This window comes from Streptomyces sp. 17_S59, from assembly GCF_056930295.1.
This window is the reverse complement of record NZ_JBXOWD010000001.1, coordinates 4,452,820-4,472,222: the sequence shown is the minus strand read 5'-3', so window position 1 is coordinate 4,472,222 and position 19,403 is coordinate 4,452,820. Positions and strand designations below refer to the sequence as shown.

At 69.7% G+C, this 19,403-nt stretch carries 25 protein-coding genes; 12 read left to right on the top strand and 13 right to left on the bottom strand.

Annotated features, from left to right (window positions below; all coding sequences use genetic code 11):
- Positions 1–69 precede the first annotated feature (69 nt).
- From AC1Z4A_RS20305 to AC1Z4A_RS20295, 3 genes are all read right to left on the bottom strand, one after another.
- On the bottom strand, positions 70–921 hold the full coding sequence (locus AC1Z4A_RS20305) for an IS5 family transposase (RefSeq protein WP_483680793.1): 852 nt from the start codon (positions 919–921) through the stop codon (positions 70–72).
- Positions 922–1,083: 162 nt separating this feature from the next.
- Positions 1,084–1,965 (bottom strand): TIGR03620 family F420-dependent LLM class oxidoreductase, encoded by an 882-nt coding sequence (locus AC1Z4A_RS20300; RefSeq protein ID WP_483680789.1) that lies wholly within the window; start codon positions 1,963–1,965, stop codon positions 1,084–1,086.
- Entirely contained in the window at positions 1,962–2,888 is a 927-nt protein-coding gene (locus AC1Z4A_RS20295) for an NmrA/HSCARG family protein (RefSeq protein WP_483680788.1), read from the bottom strand. The genes AC1Z4A_RS20300 and AC1Z4A_RS20295 overlap by 4 nt, the downstream gene beginning before the upstream one ends.
- A 118-nt stretch (positions 2,889–3,006) precedes the next feature.
- Here AC1Z4A_RS20295 and AC1Z4A_RS20290 point away from each other — a divergent pair, with 118 nt between their 5' ends.
- Positions 3,007–3,594: a TetR/AcrR family transcriptional regulator gene (locus tag AC1Z4A_RS20290; protein WP_483680787.1), complete on the top strand. Its 588-nt coding sequence runs from the start codon at positions 3,007–3,009 to the stop codon at positions 3,592–3,594.
- 223 nt (positions 3,595–3,817) lie between these two features.
- Here AC1Z4A_RS20290 and AC1Z4A_RS20285 read toward each other — a convergent pair whose 3' ends face one another.
- On the bottom strand, positions 3,818–4,630 hold the full coding sequence (locus AC1Z4A_RS20285; RefSeq protein ID WP_483680785.1) for an alpha/beta hydrolase: 813 nt from the start codon (positions 4,628–4,630) through the stop codon (positions 3,818–3,820).
- A gap of 157 nt (positions 4,631–4,787) precedes the next feature.
- Between AC1Z4A_RS20285 and AC1Z4A_RS20280 the strand changes: the two genes are divergently transcribed.
- The 7 genes from AC1Z4A_RS20280 (at position 4,788) to AC1Z4A_RS20250 (ending at position 8,272) form a co-directional block, all read left to right on the top strand.
- On the top strand, positions 4,788–5,375 hold the full coding sequence (locus AC1Z4A_RS20280) for a Uma2 family endonuclease (RefSeq protein WP_483680783.1): 588 nt from the start codon (positions 4,788–4,790) through the stop codon (positions 5,373–5,375).
- A 391-nt stretch (positions 5,376–5,766) separates the two neighbouring features.
- Positions 5,767–5,976 (top strand): hypothetical protein, encoded by a 210-nt coding sequence (locus AC1Z4A_RS20275; RefSeq protein ID WP_483680781.1) that lies wholly within the window; start codon positions 5,767–5,769, stop codon positions 5,974–5,976.
- The gene (locus AC1Z4A_RS20270) at positions 5,960–6,472 is read left to right on the top strand and encodes a DUF6879 family protein (RefSeq protein WP_483680778.1); all 513 of its coding nucleotides are present in this window, start codon (positions 5,960–5,962) and stop codon (positions 6,470–6,472) included. The genes AC1Z4A_RS20275 and AC1Z4A_RS20270 overlap by 17 nt, the downstream gene beginning before the upstream one ends.
- Entirely contained in the window at positions 6,469–6,645 is a 177-nt protein-coding gene (locus AC1Z4A_RS20265) for a helix-turn-helix domain-containing protein (protein WP_483680776.1), read from the top strand. Before AC1Z4A_RS20270 ends, AC1Z4A_RS20265 begins: the two co-directional genes overlap by 4 nt.
- Positions 6,646–6,695: 50 nt before the next feature.
- Positions 6,696–7,304 carry a DUF5753 domain-containing protein gene (locus tag AC1Z4A_RS20260; RefSeq protein ID WP_483680773.1) on the top strand — a complete coding sequence of 203 codons (609 nt, stop codon included), beginning with the start codon at positions 6,696–6,698 and terminating at the stop codon, positions 7,302–7,304.
- Positions 7,305–7,481: 177 nt separating this feature from the next.
- A complete protein-coding gene (locus AC1Z4A_RS20255; protein ID WP_483680770.1) occupies positions 7,482–7,706 on the top strand; it encodes a DUF397 domain-containing protein in 225 nt (74 codons plus the stop codon).
- Positions 7,707–7,813: 107 nt separating this feature from the next.
- On the top strand, positions 7,814–8,272 hold the full coding sequence (locus AC1Z4A_RS20250; protein WP_483680767.1) for a hypothetical protein: 459 nt from the start codon (positions 7,814–7,816) through the stop codon (positions 8,270–8,272).
- 649 nt (positions 8,273–8,921) lie between these two features.
- Here the strand turns inward: AC1Z4A_RS20250 and AC1Z4A_RS20245 are convergent.
- The 4 genes from AC1Z4A_RS20245 to AC1Z4A_RS20230 all read right to left on the bottom strand — a co-directional run bounded on the left by AC1Z4A_RS20245 (position 8,922) and on the right by AC1Z4A_RS20230 (position 10,657).
- Positions 8,922–9,047, bottom strand: a complete 126-nt coding sequence (locus tag AC1Z4A_RS20245) for a hypothetical protein (RefSeq protein WP_483680765.1) — start codon at positions 9,045–9,047, stop codon at positions 8,922–8,924.
- Positions 9,048–9,483: 436 nt separating this feature from the next.
- A complete protein-coding gene (locus AC1Z4A_RS20240; RefSeq protein WP_483680763.1) occupies positions 9,484–9,879 on the bottom strand; it encodes a nuclear transport factor 2 family protein in 396 nt (131 codons plus the stop codon).
- Entirely contained in the window at positions 9,876–10,088 is a 213-nt protein-coding gene (locus AC1Z4A_RS20235) for a DUF4287 domain-containing protein (protein ID WP_483680760.1), read from the bottom strand. Before AC1Z4A_RS20235 ends, AC1Z4A_RS20240 begins: the two co-directional genes overlap by 4 nt.
- A 26-nt stretch (positions 10,089–10,114) precedes the next feature.
- Positions 10,115–10,657 (bottom strand): dihydrofolate reductase family protein, encoded by a 543-nt coding sequence (locus tag AC1Z4A_RS20230; protein ID WP_483680758.1) that lies wholly within the window; start codon positions 10,655–10,657, stop codon positions 10,115–10,117.
- A 115-nt stretch (positions 10,658–10,772) separates the two neighbouring features.
- Here AC1Z4A_RS20230 and AC1Z4A_RS20225 point away from each other — a divergent pair, with 115 nt between their 5' ends.
- A complete protein-coding gene (locus tag AC1Z4A_RS20225; protein ID WP_483680756.1) occupies positions 10,773–11,447 on the top strand; it encodes a TetR/AcrR family transcriptional regulator in 675 nt (224 codons plus the stop codon).
- Between the two features lie 25 nt (positions 11,448–11,472).
- On the opposite strand, the gene AC1Z4A_RS20220 is transcribed toward AC1Z4A_RS20225, so the two are convergent.
- On the bottom strand, positions 11,473–11,976 hold the full coding sequence (locus AC1Z4A_RS20220; protein WP_483680753.1) for an LGFP repeat-containing protein: 504 nt from the start codon (positions 11,974–11,976) through the stop codon (positions 11,473–11,475).
- A 31-nt stretch (positions 11,977–12,007) separates the two neighbouring features.
- Positions 12,008–12,304 (bottom strand): hypothetical protein, encoded by a 297-nt coding sequence (locus AC1Z4A_RS20215; RefSeq protein ID WP_483680751.1) that lies wholly within the window; start codon positions 12,302–12,304, stop codon positions 12,008–12,010.
- Between the two features lie 176 nt (positions 12,305–12,480).
- Between AC1Z4A_RS20215 and AC1Z4A_RS20210 the strand changes: the two genes are divergently transcribed.
- Positions 12,481–13,083 (top strand): hypothetical protein, encoded by a 603-nt coding sequence (locus AC1Z4A_RS20210; RefSeq protein ID WP_483680749.1) that lies wholly within the window; start codon positions 12,481–12,483, stop codon positions 13,081–13,083.
- A 21-nt stretch (positions 13,084–13,104) separates the two neighbouring features.
- Here the strand turns inward: AC1Z4A_RS20210 and AC1Z4A_RS20205 are convergent, their stop codons facing one another.
- Together AC1Z4A_RS20205 and AC1Z4A_RS20200 are read right to left on the bottom strand one after the other, a co-directional pair.
- Entirely contained in the window at positions 13,105–14,493 is a 1,389-nt protein-coding gene (locus tag AC1Z4A_RS20205) for an MFS transporter (RefSeq protein ID WP_483680747.1), read from the bottom strand.
- The gene (locus tag AC1Z4A_RS20200) at positions 14,490–15,932 is read right to left on the bottom strand and encodes an MFS transporter (RefSeq protein WP_483680745.1); all 1,443 of its coding nucleotides are present in this window, start codon (positions 15,930–15,932) and stop codon (positions 14,490–14,492) included. The genes AC1Z4A_RS20205 and AC1Z4A_RS20200 overlap by 4 nt, the downstream gene beginning before the upstream one ends.
- Before the next feature lie 193 nt (positions 15,933–16,125).
- Between AC1Z4A_RS20200 and AC1Z4A_RS20195 the strand changes: the two genes are divergently transcribed.
- Entirely contained in the window at positions 16,126–17,331 is a 1,206-nt protein-coding gene (locus AC1Z4A_RS20195; RefSeq protein ID WP_483683660.1) for a DUF2786 domain-containing protein, read from the top strand.
- 123 nt (positions 17,332–17,454) lie between these two features.
- Here AC1Z4A_RS20195 and AC1Z4A_RS20190 read toward each other — a convergent pair whose 3' ends face one another.
- Positions 17,455–18,729 carry a L,D-transpeptidase gene (locus tag AC1Z4A_RS20190; RefSeq protein WP_483680743.1) on the bottom strand — a complete coding sequence of 425 codons (1,275 nt, stop codon included), beginning with the start codon at positions 18,727–18,729 and terminating at the stop codon, positions 17,455–17,457.
- Positions 18,730–19,070: 341 nt separating this feature from the next.
- On the opposite strand from AC1Z4A_RS20190, the gene AC1Z4A_RS20185 reads away from it, so the two are divergent.
- The gene (locus tag AC1Z4A_RS20185; protein WP_483680740.1) at positions 19,071–19,403 is read left to right on the top strand and encodes a hypothetical protein; all 333 of its coding nucleotides are present in this window, start codon (positions 19,071–19,073) and stop codon (positions 19,401–19,403) included.

Here is a 19,403-nt window from a genome sequence, read left to right as displayed (position 1 = left end):
CGGTGATCAGCACCTATCGAGTTGCCAGGTGAGTCGAGCCATTTGTCTTAGACCGACCGAGGATAGGGCTTATCTCAGGCGGCGTGCTGTTGGGCGATGCGGCCACCGATAGAGGTTTCTGGCCCGCCGAATCAGAGCGCGTATGGTGACGAATGCGGCGGCCAGGTAGAGGTAGAAGTCGACTACTCGGCCGTCTCGCTCAAAGCACCGCCGGATCTTTCCGTAGCCATTCATCCAGGACTGGGTGCGTTCGACCACCCAGCGTTTGCCGACTTGGATCGGGGCGGGCACGCCTTTACGGGCGATCTCGCCGGTAAGGCCCTGCGCACCCAAGACCTGGCGACTGGGCTTGCCGTCGTAGGCGGAGTCGAGATGCACGGTGGCGTCGGCGGGGAGGTTCCCGACCTGGCGCCTCGCCGCGTCGACGGTCGGTCCGAGCAGGACGGAGTCGTGTCGGTTCGCGCCGGCTGAAACCAGGCCGATCGGTATCCCGCTGCTGTCGACCAGGGTCGAACGCTTCAGGCCCTGCTTGGCGCGGTCGACCGGGGAAGGCCCCGCCCTGTCGCCTCTGCAAGGCGCTTTGGTCTGACAGCCGTCCACGGACAACTCGGAGAGGCCCAGGCCGATCATCTTGTCGTAGGCAGCCAACGCGATACGGTGCAGCTCCTGCGCCAGTCCCAGAAGGGACCAGTGCTTGACCCGGTTTCGGATGGTCCAGTCCGAACACCCGGTGGTGGCGACCCGCTCGTAGCCGGAGCCGTGCACCAGCGCCTCAACGACCAGGCGGAACACGGTTTCATCGGGTACGCGTCGGCGGTGGCAGCCCAGCGGGTGCGCAGGATCGAACTCGGATCGCTTGGGCAGTAACGCCGATAACTGCTGCCAGAGCGGCTCAAGCAGGGATGACGGCATGGCAGGCATGGACCCTCCGACATGGCCACGATGGCAGGAATAGCGGCACCCGTGCTGTGCCTGCGCACCACAGGGCACACAGCGGTTCCTCGACCGGGTCGGACACCGCCTACGGCAGGCTGCAGCGTGGGAGCCGCGGTCTTGCCGCGGCTCCCACATGGACGGATCCGGTCAGGGCAGCAGGTGGCTGGCCAGGTGCTCCCACTGGCGGATCGGGACGATGCCCGGTGCGGGGGTCAGGAGGTGGAGGCTGACGTGGTCGGCTCCGGCGTCGAGGTGTTCGTGGACACGGCGGGCGATGTCCTCGGCATCGCCGTGGGCCACCATCGCGTCAACGAGCCGGCCGTCGAGCGCGTCCACGTCCTGGTACCCCAGGTCGTGCAGCAGCGTTCGCCGGTTCGGCAGGGCCGCCGCAACCGTGGCGGCAGCCAGTTCGGCGGTGCGGGTGCGGTCAGGGGTCAGCACGCACAGCTGGGTCACGGCCAGAAGTGCGTCAGGTCCGAGCACCGACCTCGCGGTGCGGGTGTACTCGACGGGCATGCCCAACACGGTGGCGCCCCAGGTGCGTTCGGCGGCAAGCGCGAGCATGCCCGGCTCCAGGGCCGCGAGCACATGGTGCCGCGAGGCCGTTGTGGCGGGCGGCCCGAACGGGGCGGCGTCGAGAGTGTCGAGGTAGGCGCCCATCGTGGCCGGCGGTGAGCCGAAGCGGTGACCGCGAATGTCCTCGGCGAGGCTGGGGTGGCTCTCCCACAGCCCCAGCACGAACCGCCCGGGGAACGCCTCCTCCAGGGTGCGCCGGGCAGCGGCGGTGGTCACCGCGTCGCGCGCGTAGATGTCGGTCATGCCAGCGGCCACGGTGATCCGCTGGGTGGCGGACAGCAGGATCGCGGCCTGCGCCATGGCCTCCCGCCCTGTGGTCTCGGCGAACCAGAGGGTGCCGTAGCCGAGATCCTCGATCGCTGCCGCGGCCTCGCGAATTCCTGCCGCGGGGTAGCTGTCGAGGTCGCCCGCCCAGATCCCGATACGCCCGGGATCGGGTGTACGGGTGCTCATGCGTGCTGCCCGGGGGTGGGCTGGGTGGCCAGGAAGGCGGCGATCTGGGCGGCGCCTGTGCGCTCCAGCCAGGTACGGAGATTCATCGCCCCGGGGTGGATACGGCGGGTTTCGGTGATGTCCGTGCGGTAGCCGCGTTCGTTGAGCCATTCGCAGGCGAATGCGAAGTCCTCGCTGAGGGCCCGGATCGCTTCGATCGGGATCCGGACATACGGCAGCGGACGCCCGAGCGCGCTCTCGATGGCCGCCGCGATCTGCAACGGCGTGAGTTCGTCCGCCGCCAGGGCCACCGCGCGTCCGATCCACGCCTCGGGCCGGGAGAACGCCAGCGCGGTGACGAAGCCGACGTCGTCCACCGCCATGATCTGCTGGGGGACCTCGGGGGCGAGGGCAGTGGCCAACCCCCCGCCTTGCAGGGCGTATTCGCCGGTGAAGTTCTCCATGAAGGAGACCGGCCGCAGGATCGTCGCGGGCAGGGCGAGCCCCGCGATGTGCTGCTCGATGCGCCACTTGCTGACCAGGTTCTGCGGCAGCGTTTCACTGCCGTGACGGTCCGCGCCGGCGACCGAGGTGAAGACGAAGTGCTCGACGCCGGCGGCACCTGCGGCTTCGGCGACGTTGATCCCCCAGCGGACCTCGTCCTCGGCACTGAAGCCCGGTGCCGTTCCGGGAGAGCCGACTGTGGGCTGGACACTGAACATGCCGTATGCGCCGTTGGCCGCGGCGATCAACGAGGAGACGTCCTCCATCTGCGCGCACACGATCTGCGCGCCTGCGCCCGACAGCGCCCGGGCCGGCGCCCCGTCCGGGTTGCGGGTGAGTGCGCGTACCTGCCAGCCGCTGCTGAGCAGGTGCCGTGTCACTGCCCGGCCCTGCAGGCCGGTCGCCCCCACCACGACGACGGTCTTTCCTGTCGGTTCCACGAATCTCCCCATATCGCATGCCGACGAGGGGCCACACCCAGTAACTGGGGTGCCCCTCCGGTTATCGGTCGATACAATATGGAGGGCCACCCCAGTTAGCAAGCCGTCAGGAGTTCCCGTGCCCAAGAGCGCAGCTGACCCCGCGCCGAGGCCGATGCGTGCCGACGCGCGCCGCAACTACGACCGGATCGTGGCCGCCGCCGAGAGCCTGGTCGCCGAACACGGGGCCGAAGCCTCGCTGGAGGAGATCGCCCGGCGCGCCGGAGTCGGCTCAGCCACACTCCACCGGCACTTCCCCTCCCGGCAGTTGCTCCTGGAAGCCGTCTTCAAAGGCCGGGTGGAGGCCCTCTGCGCCAAAGCCCGCGACCTGCTGCCCGACCCCGATCCCGGAGCCGCACTCGTCATCTGGCTCCGCGCCGTCGGCGCACACGCCGTCGCCAACCGGGGCCTGGGAGCATCACTGATGCACGGCGCCCGCGACGGCGACCCGACACTGGGAAGCACCTGCCACGCAATGATCACCAGCGCCGGCAACGAACTCCTCGACCGCGCCCGCCACATGAATGCCGTACGCCCCGACGTCACCATCACCCAACTGCTCAAACTCGTCAGCGCCATCGCTTTGGCCACCGAGGGGGAACCCGACGGCCAAGGCGAGGCCGACCAACTGCTCAACCTGGCTATCGACGGCGTGCGCGCACGCTGAAGCTCCCATCCCGCAGCCAAGGAGCGCAACGCCTATCCTCGGTCGGTCTTAGCCGTCGGCTGCCACCGTGAAGCCGAACCGGGTAACCCCCGGGCGTCCGGCTACACGCCACCAAGCAGCGGCTTCGACCAGGCGAGCTGCGGCGTACGGTCGCCGCCCTGCGGCCGTACGCACGACGCTCGGCGGCCAGGGAGCTACGGCAAGCACTGACGGTCGTGCCCGGCTAACTGCCGAGGAAATCGGTGACGCGCTCGATGACCTCGGCTTGCCACGCCTGCGACTGCGGGTGGAGGTACTGCGGATCCCCGTGCACCGCGAAGCCGTGCTGCGCGCCCTCCAGCTCCATCAGCTCGGCAGGGCCGCCGAATGCGCTGATGTACCGCCGCGAGGACTCGACGGGCACGAACGTGTCCTTCGTCCCGTGGACCAGCAGCGAGGGCGCACGGACAGCCGCCAGGAAGACCTCGGGATCGAGATAGAAGACCTCGTTCAGCAACGCCCGGCCCAGTTCGAATGGACTGCGCTCGGTGAAGCCGTTCGCATCAAGCGCCTGGGCGGCCTCGGGGGCCATGTAGTCCCCGTCGAAGTAAGGGCGGCTGACGACGTAACGCTCGCGGTAGTCCAGCCGGGGATTGAGCAGGACCAGACGCTCGACGTCCTGTGGCCGGTACGCCGCGTGCAGCGCTGCCGCGCCGCCGGAGAAGGACGCTGCGACCACGTGCACCGGACGGTCCTTCCCGCTCTCCGCACGCAGGTGATCGCACGCGGCGCGGAGGTCATTGGCGACGCCCGCAATGGTCACGTCCTCCGGGCGGCCACCACTGGCTCCATGAGCGCGCAGGTCGAAATGCAGGCAGTGGACCCCGGATGCCGCAAGACCGGCGGCAAGCCGGGCAAAGAAGCCACCCTCCTCACGGGTGACGCCGGCACCGTGCATCAGCACGGCCAGTCCGGCTGCTGGCTCTTGCGGAGCGGTCAGCGTTCCTGCCAGAGCAGTGCCGTCGAGCGACCGGAATGAAGTCTCCAGCTCAGCCATGGCCCGATCGTAGTGCGCCCCAGCTCGACGGCCAGGTCGGTCATCGGCAACGGCGTATGGACGGCTCCTTCCGCAGAGCAGTCCTGCCGTCCCGACTAGCATGAAGCTAGTGACTCCAGCCGCACGGCCGACCTGCTGAAGGAGAGGAGCGAGTGTCATGACGATCGCCCCGGACCATGCAGGGCGCGACGCCCTCCACTACCAGGCGATGCGGGACATCGTCGAGCAGATACAGGAGAGCGTGCCCGGCAAGCTGGAGATCACGAAGGAAGGGATCGTTCACGACATGATGTCGCCCGGGAGGCCTCACGAGCTGACAGCGTTCCGCATCAGCCGCCGCCTGGAGAAAGTCTTGCCGGACGGCATGGTGGCCCCTACCGGGACGCCCGACGTAGAAGACGTGAGCGAAGGCGTGATGCGCCACCCGGACGTCATGGTGATCCGGGAGGAGGACATGGAGGGCGAGGGATCCTTCGACCCCCACACCCTCATCGCCGCCATCGAGGTCGTGTCCCGGTCCAATCCCGACAACGACTGGGTGGGCAAAATGCGGGACTACCCGCTACTCGGAGTCCCGGTGTACGTAATCTTCGACCCGCGCAAGGGAGAAGGCGCCGTCCTGTCCGACATCCATCCGACCCCTTCCGGGCCCCGGTACGCAGCCCGCAAGGACTTCGTGTACGGCGAGGACGTCACCATCGGCGATTGGACGATCTCGACGGACGACCTGCCGCAGTACCAGTAGGCAGGCCGCCCGCTACGCGCCCTGGCGGACCTTGACGCCGCCGAGCAGGGTGTACGAGCGCACCTTGACCACCGCCCCCGCCCGGCTCACCCGGCACGTCACCGCTGCGCCCGCCGAACAGAGAGAAGCCGCTCACCTCGACCGCAGTGCCCTCGGGCACCCTCAGGTCGACACCGCCGACGATCGAGAACGCATCCACCTCGGCCGACGCACCCTCCGGGTAGGTCAGCTCCGCGCCGCCCACGCCCACAGGCGATCACAACTGCACGTCCGCAGCCAGATCATTAGTCCATAACGCGCATAGTCGCGTCCTGGCATAGACACCTGCGCGCGGGTCCTCGTACCGTCGGCACAAGTCGGCCCAACCAGGGCTGCGAACAAGGGGGTTCGCATGTCCGAACGTGCAGCGTTTACCCGACTCACCGGCAACGGCAGCGGTGAATGCGGGCAGGGTGACTGCCCCAACGTGTACCGCACGACGACCGGATCGTTCCTGGTTCAGGGTGAGGTGTCCGACGCCTTCATGCCCCAGGTCGGGGAAGGGCTTGTGGAGATCCCCGAGAGCGTGCTGAGGGAGGCATTTCGTGCTCTTGGATGGTGAGGAGTGGGCGGACAAGTTCCAGAACTTCCAGATGGAAGCATGGAGGCTGGAAACGTTGCCGCAGTACCTCGTCCCGCAGGAAGCGGACGAGTTCGCAGCATTCAAGAAAGGGGCCCGATACCCGAAGCCCTATGAGGACTCCTGGACTGCCCTGATCCAGAAACACAGGGCAACCGGGGGAACTATCGGCCGCGTGCACATCGTGAACCGACCGCTCTCGGACTATCTCCGGTTCGAGTTCGAGAGGTATTACCAGCATCAGGCACCGGTCGGGGAAGATATTCGAATCCTCGACGTGACCGACAGGGAAAATCCGCTGCCGGATGTTCAGGACTTCTGGATGTTCGACCGCTCCACCATCGTTCTCATGCACTACGAGCCGGACGGCAAGCAGATCAGCCGCGAACTGTACGCGGGCGACCCCGCACCGTTCATCGAGTACCAGCGGATCGCGGTAGAGGCATCCGTGCCGTTCCTGGAGTACCCGCACAAGTGACCTTCGAGCCCGAACAGCTAGGCCAGTCCCTCCAGGAGCTGGCAGCCTCACTGAAAGGACTGCGCAAGCGATCCGGTCTCTCAGGGGACCGGGTCGCCAAGCGTATGAACGTGTCTCAATCCAAGGTATCCAGGATTGAGAACGGAAAAGTACGGCGTCCATCCTGGACGTAGAGCAATACTTGAGAGCCGTTGAAGCCCCCGCCGGCCTTGTGGCGGAGGCCATGGCGCTGGCCAAGAGCGCAAACACCGAATGGCAGGACTTCCGGAATCTTCGCAGGAAGGGCCTGGACAAGAAGCAGCAAGAGCTTGCGGCCCTTGAAAAGACTTCGACAGAGTTCCGGTTCTTCCTGCTGTCCATGATTACCGGCCTGCTGTCCACCCCCGACTACATCCGGGCCAGCCTCGCCCACGTTCCAGGTGACCACAGCAGGACCGTTGCCAGAAAACTTGAGCGGCAAGAAGTCCTCTACGACACCACCAAGCGGTTCACGTTCCTCCTGTCAGAGCTGGCTGTGAAGTGGCCCCTGGTCCCAGCACCGGCAATGGCCATACAGGTCGACCGGCTGGTGTCGGTGTCAAGACTCCCGAACGTGAGGCTCGGCGTGATCCCCGCCCGAGGACACATGCCGATTGCACCTATGGACACATTCACCATCTACGACACGACCCTGGCCACGGCAGAAACCACAACAGGGGTTGTCGCCCTGAGAGATCCGCGTGACGTGGCCGCATATCTGGAACTCTTCACCACCCTTGAAAACTATGCCCTGTTCGACGATGACGCACGAGGCTTCCTGGCCGAGCGCGCAGACAAGATCCGTGATCTTTAGTCCAAGACGCGACTGAAACTGGCTTCACGATGTGACTGCCCCCACGATGTGCCAATGACCACGGACACCGAGGCAGCCACACAGCATGCGATGTCTTCACGGAGAATCAGAAGCCGTAGAGAACCCTCGGCCACGATGGCTGCTCCGGTGTCCTTCCATCTCTCAGGAAGGTTCACCATGACTGACCTGTACGGGCTCGACATCGACAGCGCACAGTTCGCCAAGGCGTGCGGAGGCAACACCCACCCCGACGGTGAGGCGTGCGTGATCCTCGCCCGCATCGGTGAGGACGCCTACGCCCTTGGCGACAGCAAGCGGCCCGACGCGGAGCCGCTGAGGTTCACCACCGCCGAACTGAATGCAGCGGGCATCGACCCGGCCCGCTTCGGCCTTACGGCCTGACCGGCCCCACCACGGCAGCCCCCAGCCGACTGCCTCTGTAACTGGCGGCCTCTGCCTTCTGCAGAAGGTGGGGGCCGCCGTCGCTTTCCCTGGAAAGGAAAGGCCAGTTGCACGTTCACGGGTACCTCTGGACCGGCGAGAAGAAAGCCTTCGACAAGGAGAGCATCCGCCGCCCCCCGCCGTCCGTCACCCCGACAGCCACCAGTCCGGACGACATGCAGGAGCGGTACCGGGAAGCGGTTGCCGAGTGGAAGACCACCGGAGTTCCGCCGATCGAAACGGCCCTGTGGCTGCTGAAGCCGCCCAAGCTGATCGGGGGGACGTGGGACGAGCCAAAGGAAGCCTCGGAGTGGCTGGGAAAGCGGCTGACCGAGCACGCACCCCGCTTCGCCTCCTCCCACGACCAGGACACGACCCGACTCCTGGTCCTCGCCGCCGAACGACTGTCACAGGGCGGGGACGTGTCGCTCGGGTTCTACCTTCGAGGGACCTTGTTCCTGTCGGTGGCCCTGGTGACGTGCTCCCCGAACCGTGCCAAGCCGGAGCTGAGCTGCCCCCTCGGGTAGCCCTGCCGGCAGCCCCCAGGAGACCACGTGCGGCGCCCGCCACCCATCCCCCATGCATGGGTTCGCGAGGTTGACGACTTGAGTCGTATTCGCCATCACCGCACCGGACTTGCGCTACTGTGCCCGCATCGGGCTGCTTCGTACAGTAACGAAGCGACCCCCGACGGTGTGTAGGAGCACCGGCCGGGGGTCTACACCCGCGAAGGAGATAAGAGCTCCCCGGGATGCAGAAGCATGCTATCGCCCCTGCGCGTTTCTTCACGCAGGTATCGAACGAGATCATCCGTCACCCACGGCTGTCATGGGAAGCCAAAGGTCTGCTGATGTGGCAGCTGTCGCTGCCGGACGACGTGGATCAGCCACTGTGGGAGGCCGCGCAAGCGGCGGGCATCAAGAAGGCCGGGTTCAACCGCGCCAAGCGGGAGTTGAAAGCCGAGGGCTACCTCCACGAGTGGCGCCACCAGGGCCCGGACGGACGGTGGTCGACCAGTCAGCTGATCTCCAACGTCCCGCTGAGCCGCGAGGAAGCGACGGCGCTACGAGACGGATGCAGCCGCCCGGAGCCTTCCCCGGCCGACCGGGATCCGGCCGTCGGTCGGCCGAAGGCCCCGGCCGTCGGCCGTTCCCAAGAAAACACTGAAGAGAACACTCACAACCCTCCCTCCCAGCCCTCCGTCACCGCCACCCCCACCGCCGCCGTCCCCGCCCAGCTGGTGGAGCGCGGTGCGTACGTGCTCGCATCGGTGTCCCACCGCGAGCGGCGGCTGCGGCTCACCGGGCGGGAGGTGACGAGGCTGGCCCCACTGGCCGCCGAGTGGTTGCTGCGGGGCGCTTCGTTGACCGGAGCTGCGGGAGGCGCTCACGCATGGCCTGCCCGAGCCGATCCACTGCGCCGCCGCGCTCGTACGGGACCGCCTGGTGCGCAAGATGCCCGAGGCACCCTCGTTCGCGGAGCAAGGAGCCTCGGGCACCCGGGCACCCGAACCACGTGCGGCTGCGATGCGGGAGTGCCAGGGGGAGCACACCCAGCCGTACCTGTTCCGCCCGGTCGCGGGAGAAGTCCTGTGCCCCTTGTGCCGTCAGCAGCGAGCCGAAGCCGCACAGGACGTATCAGGAGCGGTCGACGCCGCCGTGCGGGGCGCGGTCGCGGTGCGGGCGGCACTGCGGGGCGGGCCGGCACCGGGCGGCGGAGGCGGAGGGCGGCGTGCCCCCTATGAGGCGACCTCGGCGGGCGCCAGCGCGGCCTGCATCGCCACTCCGTCGACGTAGGAGTGCTTCTCCTTCACCGCCCCGCCCTCGACCAGGACGTAGTCCATAAGGTCGACGTCGACCTTGGCACCGGCCGCAGACGTCCCGGTCAGCTTGAACTGGGCAGTCCAGAAGTCCTCCCCGAAGCGCAGCGAGATGCATTCAAACGTCAAGTCGGGGACGAGTTCGAACATGCCTGCCGCTGCCTCGCGGATGGCTGCCCGCCCGCGCACGGGGTCCTGGCCCGAGTGCAGGTGGAACACCGAGTCCTCTGTGTGGAGTTCGGCGATCCGGTCGGGGTCGCGGGCCTCCCAGCAGGCGTGGAACCGCTCGAAGAGTTCGCGGGTGGTGATGGTCACCGTCTGGCCTCCGATTCCAGCGTGTGCGCGACGAGCGCGTTGGCATGTCCGTGGCCCAGACCGTGTTCGGTCTTGAGCCAGCTCACCAGCTCCATGTGCTTGGTGAGGGGCGACGAGTGGATGAGGTCCTTCCACTCGGCTATGGGGCGGCCGTACTTCTTCTCGATGGACGGGAAGTAGCTGGCAGGGCCCTTCACAGGGGCGGTCATTCCGTGTCCGTCCTTATCCGGGGCTGTCACCGGCCGGCCGGGGCGTAGGCGTGAACCTGGGCCCCGGAGCCGAACGTCGTGGTGCCGATCAGCCGGAGCGTCTTCTTCGGCGAGGTCTCCGTGAACAGGCGCTTGCCCGTGCCCTCGACGACCGGGTGCGTCCACAGCCGGAGTTCGTCGATCAGGTCGTGCTCCAGGAGCGTGTTGACGAGGTCGCCGCTGCCGTAGACGAGCAGGTCGCCGCCCTCCTGCTGCTTCAGCGCGGTCACCGCCGCCGGGACGTCCCCAGTCAGGAAGGTCGCGTTCCATTCGGGGGTGTCGAGGGTCGTGGTGGCGACGTACTTGGGCATGCCGTTCATCCGCTCCGCGAAGCCGTCCTCGTCGGTCATCGACGGCCAGGCCGCGGCGAAGCCCTGGTACGTGACGCGGCCCAGCAGCAGGGCGTCGGCGGCGAACAGCTGGGTGCGGGCGAACTGCGCCGCCTCGTCGTTGAAGAACGGGGCCGTCCAGGCCGGGTTCTCCACGACGCCGTCGAGCGTGATGTAGACGGATGCGATGACCTTGCGCACGCGAGCGCTCCCCCTTGACCGCGGGCACAGCAGTGCCCTTGTGTACGATGTCCACATTCGGCGGGTGTGAAGAATCGCCCCCGCTTCGATCTTGCGACGAGCCTAGACGAGATAAGTGGATGCTGTCCACATTGGAGTGGTGATGGCGGCGGCCGAGAGCGGCAAAAAGCCGAAGCGGGACACCTATCGCCACGGCGATCTGCGCAACGCACTGATCAGGGCGGGGCTCGAACTCGCCCGCACGGGCGGGCCGGAGGCCGTGGTGCTGCGTGCGGTGACGCGCGAGGCGGGCGTCGTCCCCAACGCCGCCTACCGCCACTTCGCCGACCGCGCCGCCCTGCTCCACGTCGTCTCGCAGGCCGCCATGGCCCAGGTCGCCCGCACCATGGAGGCCGAGCAGGCGGCTCTGCCGCCGGTCGCGGACGCGACGGCCGCCGCCCGGGCCCGCTTCCGCGCCGTCGGCACCGGCTACCTCCGCTTCGCGCAGGAGGAGCCGGGGCTGTTCCGGGCCGCCTTCCACGTCCCCGGCGACATGGCCCACGCCGCCGACGACGACGCCGCCGGAAGCAGCGGCAAGACCCCGTTCGAACTCCTCGGCGCCGCGCTGGACGGCCTCGTGGAGGCGGGCGTCCTGCCCGAAGACCGCCGCCCGGGCGCCGAGTTCCTCGCCTGGTCGGCCGTCCACGGCCTCGCCGTCCTGCTCATCGACGGGCCCCTCCGCGGACTTCACCCCACCCAGGCCCATGACGCGGGGCAGCACGTCATCGACATGATCGAGCGCGGTATCTGACGCCTGCCGGGGCCCCGCCCCGCCGTCAGTCGTCGTCGATCCGCTGCGACATGACGACCCCGCCGCTGGGCGTCCAGGTGAGCGTCCCGCCCTGGAAGCTGCTCCACCTGCGGTCCGAAGGCCCGGACTCGTCCGAGACCGGGTAGCCGAGCTGGCTGCGCTCCCACCCCATGCTCGCCCACCTGTCGCGGATCGCCCCGTGCACTTCCCACGCCCCGGTGTCCGGGGTCCAGTAGATCGAACCGCGCTCGAAGTGGTTGTAGCGGCCGACCCCGTCCGGCGTTCCCGTCTCGTCCGTCTGCGGATAGCCCAGGAAGCCCTCCGGGCCGCCGAACGCGGCGTAGTGGTCGCGGATGGCGCCGTGCACTTCGTGCGCGCCCGTCTCCGGCGACCATTCGATCGTGCCGTTCTGGAAGTCGCGCGAACTCCCACGCCCGTCGGGGTTCGGTCCCTCCTCGGCGCCCGCACCGGCATCCACCGGAGGCCCGATCCAAGGGATCGTCGCCCACTTCTCGTCTATGGCGGTCATTCGATTCGCCCTTTCTTCCAGCCCTTTCGCTTCACAGGAAGTGGAGGTTCTGAATCTTGCCCACAATGTCGTTGACCGCCCCGAGGGTGGCGTTGCCGTCGTCGCCCGCCGCCATGACCTGTTCGTAGAAGCTGCGGTCGCCGATGAAGAGGTGCAGGACGGAGAGGCGCATGCCGTTCAGGTTGCCCGCGACCTCGGAATCGTTGTTCACGACGTCCGAATAGCCGCTCTCCGTCAGGGTGTTCGCAATGACGTTCTTCAGCTCTCCGACGTTTCCCAGAGCGTCACTCAGTTCCATCTGGCGCGTGTTGCAGAACAGGAATGCCATGACAGCCTCCAATGACGTAGAGAACGCGCAGCAGAACACGCCGCCTACACCCTCCAGCATGCGACGCAGTCCAGGCCCTTGCACCTGGGGCGCGTACTCGGCGGCAGATACCGCGGATTCATACGTCCGGGCCCGCCGGGAGGCGGTTCCCCACCGGTCGTGCATAGCGTGGCCCCGTGGCCATCAGTCTCGCGGATCAGATCCGTGCAGTGAAACTGTCCGGCAAGTGCGTCGCGCTGCTGGACACCGATGCGGTCTGGTCGAGCCGTCTCGACGACGAGGCCCCGCTGCCCTCTCTCTGGGACCGCGTGCACCTCGGGCAGCTCGGATACCAAATGGCCGCCGATCTCGCCTTCATCCACGGTGAGACCGGGCTCGTCCAGTCCCTGTTGCACGACTTCCGAGGCGTGGCGAAGACCAATCCCGAGTTGCTCGCGCGCGTTCTCCAGGCCGCCGAAGTCCAGCAGGACCACGACACGGTCATTCACGGCGTCCATCTCGCGCTGGAACACCTCGAGCACTCGGGCCACCAGGAGGTCCGGGATCTCCGGGAAAAGGCCCAGCTTCTGGGCGGGACGAGCGGCGAGGTGCCCGTGGGGGACCTCTCGCGGCTCATGTGGGGCGCGGTCGCGGCCATCGGCGGATTCCTGGTCGTCGCCACTTCGGTCCTGGTGGCGGTGCTCGGGGGGCCGGTCGGCGTGGCAGGCGCCGCGGCCGCCCTCGCGGTCGGGAGCGCGCTCCTGAAGAAGGGGCTGGACGTCGTCCTGGAGCAGCAGTGAACTCAGCACCCTTTACACCCTTTACGGCACCGGCCTGCGCGGCAGCGCAAGAGCCAGGACGCCGATGAGCGCGGAGCACGCGGCGCAGGCCGCGAAGCCCGCCCGGAAGCCGGACGTCGTGTAGTCGGCGGAGCCGGAGACGGCGCCGACGACCGCGCCGACGACCGCGACCCCGATCGTGGCACCGGTCTGCGCGGCGGCGGTGACGATGCCGGACGCCTGGCCCCGGCGCTCGTCCGCGACCAGGTTCTGGGCCGCGGTGACCGCCGTGTTGTAGACGGCGGGGATCGACACCCCGTAGAGCAGCAGGGCCGGGACCGTCCAGGGCAGGGAGTGTGCCGGGGCGGCCACGGCCAGCCAGGCGAAGGCGAGCACCGCGGTCGCCGAGGCGACGAGCGCGGGGCGGCGGGGTCCGGTCCGGTCGACGATGCGGCCGGTGACGGGGGCGACCAGGACGATCGGGCCCAGCGCGACGGCCAGTGCCGCACCCGCCGCCAACGGCCGCAGCCCGGCCTCGTGTTGCAGGTAGAGCGGCGCGTAGACGATCAGTCCGAGGTAGACCACGTAGACGAGGAAGACGATGGCCACGGCCGCTGCGAAGACGCCGTCGCGGAGGATCGTCAGGTCGAACAGGGGCGTCGCGCGGCGCAGTTCGACGATGACGAAGGCGGCGGAGAGGGTCACCGCCGCGGCGTACAGCAGCACCACGGGGAGCGAGCCCCAGCCCCAGGACGGTCCCTGCATCAGGGCGGCGACGAGCGCGGCGAGTCCGCCCGCGCCGGTGACGAGACCCGCCGGATCCAGGCGTTCCCGGGAGCCCGCGCACCGGTCCCGGGGAACGCTCGCCGCACAGACGGCGCCGGTCACGACGGCGACGGGCACGTTGATCCAGAAGACCGCCCGCCAGCCGATCCGGTCGACGAGCGCTCCGGTCAGCAGCGGGCCGATCACGTAGAAGACGCTGGCGGCACCGATGTAGGCGCCCACGGCCCGGCCGCGCTCGGCGGGCGGGAACGCCTGGGAGACGATGGCCAGCGCGGTGGGGATCAGCAGGGCGGCGCCGACCCCCTGGACGGCCCGCCAGGCGATCAGCGCGCCGAGGCCGGGCGCCGTGGCGCAGAGCAGCGCGCCGAGGCCGAAGACGGCCAGTCCGGCGGCGAAGACGCGGCGGCGGCCGCAGAGGTCGGAGAGCCGGCCGCCTGCGGCCACGAAGGCGGCCAGGGTGAGCATGTAGGCGTTCATCACCCAGTGCGTCCCCGTGCGGGAGGCGTGCAGTTCCCGGTGGACGGTCGCCAGGGCGACGCCGACGCCGGTCTCGTCGACGAACGTCATCGCCAGCGCACCGCTCATCGCCACCAGCACCCAGCGGCGGCGCGGGGTGCCGGTGGCCGTGCCCGCCGCGGCGTTCAACGCGGCTCCCGGGGGCCGGGGAGGCGCCGGGCCAGCAGTCCCGTGGCGGCCGCCAGTGCGAGCAGGGCCCATGCGCAGCCCATCAGGGCCGACGTGAAGTCGCGGGCGGTCAGGTGGGCGGTCGGCTCCTGCGGGTCGGCGCCGAGCAGCGCGACGAAGAGCGCGCCGAGCACGGCCACCCCCAGTGAACCCGCGAGCTGATTGGCCGTCAGGACGACCCCGGAGGCCGCGCCCGCCTCCCCCGGCGGCACCGTGCCCAGGATCAGGCCGATGAGCGGGGCCGAGACGAGCCCCTGCCCGGCGCCCGAGATCAGGAGCGCGGGCGCCATGGCGAGCGCCTCGGCACCGGACGAGGCGGCCGGCCCCGGGGCGAGCGTGGCGATCAGGACCAGGTAGCCGGCCGCCATCGTGGCCGCGCCCAGCTTCAGTACGGCGTTGCCGTGCCGGACGGCGAACCGCCGCCCGGCGAGCGAGGCCGCGGCGAACGCCACGCCCAGCGGCAGGAAGCCCACGCCCGAGGCGAGCGGCGACAGCCGGAGCCCTTCCTGGAACACATACGCCAGCAGCAGGAACAGCCCGTAATTGCCGCAGTAGAACACCAGTGCCGCGGCCAGCCCGGTGACGAACCCCCGGTCGCGGAAGAGCGAGGGCGGGATCAGCGGCGCCCGTCCCGCCCGCTCGCGGCGCCGCTCGACCGACCACAGGGCCGCCAGGGCGGGCGCCGACCCGGCGAGCGCCGGCCAGATCCACCACGGCCGCCCTTCGCCGCCGCACCGCACCAGCGGGTACACCAGCAAGGTCGTCGCCACCGCCGTCAGGACCAGCCCCGGGACGTCCGCCCGCCGCCGCACCGGGCGCGTCTCCGGCAGTACGAGGGGCACGCACGCGGCGGCTGCCAGACCGATCGGCACGTTGACCCAGAACACCGACCGCCAGCCCAGCCCGAGCACGTCGGCACGGATGAGGGCGCCGCCGACAAGCTGCCCCACCACCGCGCCGAGCCCCATCGTCGCCCCGTAGAGCGCCAGCGCCCTCGGCCGCTCCCCGGGCGGGAAGACGTCCTGGACGACGGAGAGCACCTGGGGCAGCATCACCGCCGCGGCCAGGCCCTGGGCCACGCGCAGCCCGATCAGCACCCCGGCCGACGGCGCCGTCGCACAACCCGCGCTGCACGCGGCGAACGCCAGCAGACCGGCCAGGAAGACCCGCCGCTTGCCCAGCGCGTCACCCAGCCGGCCCCCGGACGTCAGGGCGACGGCATAGGCCAGGACGTAACCGCTGATCACCAACTGGATGTCGGTGAAGCCCGCCCCCAGGTCGCGCTGGATGGACGGAGCGGCGACGTTCACGATCAGCACGTCGAGGATGCCCATGAAGGACGCGGCCAGCAGCACGGCCAGCGCCCCGCGCCGCCGCCCGCACCCGATCTCTGCCGCCACACCCGCATGATCCGCGACGGCCGCCGCGGCCGCATGCCGAGCCGCCCGGGAGCGGGCACCCCGATGCCGGGCGGGACAATGAGGGCGTACCCGTACGCCCGTACGCCGTGCGTCCCCCGAAAGAGACACCGTGGCCCAGCGCAAGAAGCAGCAGCAGCGGCAGCAGCCCCCGGAGCACCCCGGCGAGGACGGGCTGCTCGACGCCGTCGAGACGGCCGTGCGCGGGCTGCGCGCGCAGTCCGGCGACGCCCTCGACGACGCCGTGTACGCCGCGGCCTCCGCGCTGGCCGCCGCGCCCGCCGGGCCGGAGGCGCTCGGCCGGGTGGTGCTGCGGGCCGCCGCGGGCGCGCTGCGGCGGTGCTGGGAGGGCGGCTGGCAGCCGGCCGACGTCGCGCGGGTCGTCCGGCGGGAACTGGCGCCCGGCGAGGAGCGGTTCGCCGTCGACGTCATCGCCGCCGAGGCCCGCCGCTACGAACCCGGCACGCTCGCGGCGCGCTGGGCCGCGCAGCTGGCGGAGCTGGGCGGCGCGGGCGTGTGGTGGGAAGCCGACGGGGCCTTTCTGGACGGCTTCGCGCGACGCGAGCGGCTGAGCCGGTTCGAGACGGTCGCGTGCGCGCTGGGCGTGCTGCGGCTGCTGGCCCGGCTGCCGCGGATCGGGGCGGTCGGGCCGCTGCCGGGTGCCGCGCACGTGACCGTGCCCGCGGCCGTCGAGCCACGCATGCTCGGCCGCATCCGCGCGCTGCTGGCCAAGGCCGAGTCGACGCAGTTCGCGGAGGAGGCGGAGGCCCTCTCGGCCAAGGCCCAGGAGCTGATGGCACGTTACTCGCTGGACGAGGCCCTGCTCGCCGCGGCGCACACCGACGGGCGCCCGGACGGGCCGGGCGCGTGCCGGATCGGGGTCGAGGGCCCGTACGAGTCCGCGAAGGCGCTGCTCCTGGACGCGGTCGCGGCCGCGAACCACTGCCAGGCGGTGTGGTCGCGCGAGTACGACTTCTCCACGGTCGTCGGCTTCGACGCCGACCTGGAGCTGGTCGAGCTGATGTACACCTCGCTGCTGGTCCAGGCGACCTCCGCGATGCGGCGCGCCGCCGACGAGCACCACGCCAAGGGCCGCTCCCGGCGCACCCGCGACTTCCGCGAGTCCTTCCTGATCGCCTACGCGGGCCGGATCAGCGACCGGCTGTCGGCCGCCGCGCACGACGTGGCGGCGGCCGACGACCGCCCGGAGGTGCTGCCCGTACTGGCGGCCAAGGACGTGGCGGTCGGCGAGACCGCCGGGCGGCTCTTCCCCGAGACGACCTCGCACCGGCTGCGGGGGCGCGACGCGGAGGGCTGGGCGCGGGGCACGGAGGCGGCGGACGCCGCCGTCATCTCCCGGGGGCGGGGCGGCGCGGCCTGAGCCCGGCCGCGGGTACGGAAAAGGCCCTCCCCGCGGAAGCTCCGCTCCGCCGGGAGGGCCCCTTTCGTGCTGCCCGGCCGGGTCAGGCCGTGGCCGTCAGCTCAGTTCAGCTCACGCGTCAGCTCACGCGCCCGTCGCGCTGCCCGAAACCCACTGGTTCCAGTCCATGTTCCAGCCGTTGAGGCCGTTGTCCGGGGCGATGGTCTTGTCGTCGGAGTTCTTGACCTCGACGACGTCACCCAGGATGGACTCGCTGAAGAACCAGGCACCCGAGGTGTTCGGGTCGTCCGCGCCCTGCTTGTCCTCCAGGCCGACGCAGCCGTGGCTGGTGTTGGAGACGCCGAAGACGCCGCTGCCCCAGTAGTTGCCGTGGATGAAGGTGCCGGACGTGGACAGCCGCATGGCGTGCGGGACGTCCTTGATGTCGTACTCGCCCTTGCCGTCGGCCTTGGAGAAGCCCACGGTGGAGCCGTCCATGCGGGTCTCCTTGAACTTCTCGGAGATCACCATCTTGCCGTTGTAGGTCGGGTTCGACGGGCTGCCGGCCGAGATCGGGATGGTCTTGATGACCTGGCCGTCGCGCGTGACCGTCATCTTGTGGGTCTTGGCGTCGACCGTGGAGATCTGGGACCGGCCGATCTTGAACTTGACCGTCTTGTTCTGGATGCCCTTGATGCCCGGGGCGCCCTCGATGCCGTCGAGGTTCATCTTCATGGTGACCTCGGAGCCCGCCTTCCAGTAGTCCTGGGGGCGGAAGTCCAGGCGCTGGTCGCCGAACCAGTGGCCGACGACCTTCTGGCCGCTGCTGGAGGTGACCTCAAGGTGGGACTGGACGGCCTTGCGGTCCTTGATCGGCTTGTTGAAGTTGATCGACACGGGCATGCCGACGCCGACCGTCTGGCCGTCCTCCGGCGTGAAGGAGCCGATGAAGCTGTTCTGCGGGGAGACGGTGGTGAACGAGGAGTTCTCGGTCGCCTTGCGGCCCTTGTCGTCCTTCGCCTCGGCGACGACGCTGTACTTGGTCGAACGCTCCAGCGAGCCGTTCGGCTTCCAGGTCTTCTTGTCCGAAGATATTGAACCCTCGACGGGGGTGCCCTTGTCCGTCGTCATCTTGACGCTGGTGAGCTCGCCGTCGCTGACGGTGACCTGAACGGCGTCGGCGCTCACGCCCGCGTCGGTGGTGCCCCCCTTCGGCGTGATCTTGATCTGCGCCTTGGACGACTCCTTGGCCGCGGCGGCGTCGACCTGGCCCTGGGACTTACCGGAGCCGCCCTTGCCGTCGTCCTTGCCGTCGCCGTCGCCTCCGCAGGCGGCCAGAGTCAGTACCCCGCCGAGCACAGCGGCCGCGGCCACCAGGCCCTTGCGGCGCTTGCCGTACGTCATCACACGCTTCTCCATTGCTCCTGCACCCCGAAATCCCCCGAGCCGTTCGTGGGGCTCGTGGGGCGACCCGTATCCCGGCTACTCCTTGTGGAACGCCCATACCGATTCGCCCGTTCCACACCTCCGGAAAGTGTGGGGAAGACCACGCCAGTAAAGCCCCTCCGGGGGCAGACACGGCAACCGGGGTCTTGATAGGGGGCGAAAGTGCTGCTACAGGCCGTCGCCGGACGCGACTTCCCTGCGGGGCCCCGCAATCACTAACATCCAGTCAGTCGGGGTCTCAGCCGGGGTCTCAACCGGGACTTGCCGCAGATCCACGACCCCCAATCTCCGCCGCCGCAAGGGGGATTCTTCCTGTGACCGCACGTCGCCCGCTGCTGACCGCCGTGGCCGCCACCCTGCTCGGCGCCATGTGGTTCGTACCGAGCGCCCACGCGACGGCCGAGCGGCCGACGCCCCGTCACCACGAGGCCACGGCCGTGGCGCCTGGGCAGGCCACCGCCGTCACCACTGCCGCCACTACCACTGCGAGCACGGGCGCCGGCACCACCGCGGGCGGTCCGGCCCTCGCCGACACCGGCAGCGTCGACACCACCCCGTACCTGTGCGGCGGGATCGCGCTCCTCGCCGCCGGGGGCGCACTGGTGACGGCCGCCGCGCGCAGGTCGCGCACGACGGCCGTCCGTTGA

Bases quoted from the DNA above. Each gene is read 5' to 3' on its own strand.
- AC1Z4A_RS20305 (WP_483680793.1), bottom strand. From the start codon at position 921: ATGCCTGCCATGCCGTCATCCCTGCTTGAGCCGCTCTGGCAGCAGTTA.
- AC1Z4A_RS20300 (WP_483680789.1), bottom strand. From the start codon at position 1,965: ATGAGCACCCGTACACCCGATCCCGGGCGTATCGGGATCTGGGCGGGC.
- AC1Z4A_RS20285 (WP_483680785.1), bottom strand. From the start codon at position 4,630: ATGGCTGAGCTGGAGACTTCATTCCGGTCGCTCGACGGCACTGCTCTG.
- AC1Z4A_RS20280 (WP_483680783.1), top strand. From the start codon at position 4,788: ATGACGATCGCCCCGGACCATGCAGGGCGCGACGCCCTCCACTACCAG.
- AC1Z4A_RS20275 (WP_483680781.1), top strand. From the start codon at position 5,767: ATGTCCGAACGTGCAGCGTTTACCCGACTCACCGGCAACGGCAGCGGT.
- AC1Z4A_RS20260 (WP_483680773.1), top strand. From the start codon at position 6,696: ATGGCGCTGGCCAAGAGCGCAAACACCGAATGGCAGGACTTCCGGAAT.
- AC1Z4A_RS20255 (WP_483680770.1), top strand. From the start codon at position 7,482: ATGACTGACCTGTACGGGCTCGACATCGACAGCGCACAGTTCGCCAAG.
- AC1Z4A_RS20235 (WP_483680760.1), bottom strand. From the start codon at position 10,088: ATGACCGCCCCTGTGAAGGGCCCTGCCAGCTACTTCCCGTCCATCGAG.
- AC1Z4A_RS20220 (WP_483680753.1), bottom strand. From the start codon at position 11,976: ATGACCGCCATAGACGAGAAGTGGGCGACGATCCCTTGGATCGGGCCT.
- AC1Z4A_RS20215 (WP_483680751.1), bottom strand. From the start codon at position 12,304: ATGGCATTCCTGTTCTGCAACACGCGCCAGATGGAACTGAGTGACGCT.
- AC1Z4A_RS20190 (WP_483680743.1), bottom strand. From the start codon at position 18,729: ATGGAGAAGCGTGTGATGACGTACGGCAAGCGCCGCAAGGGCCTGGTG.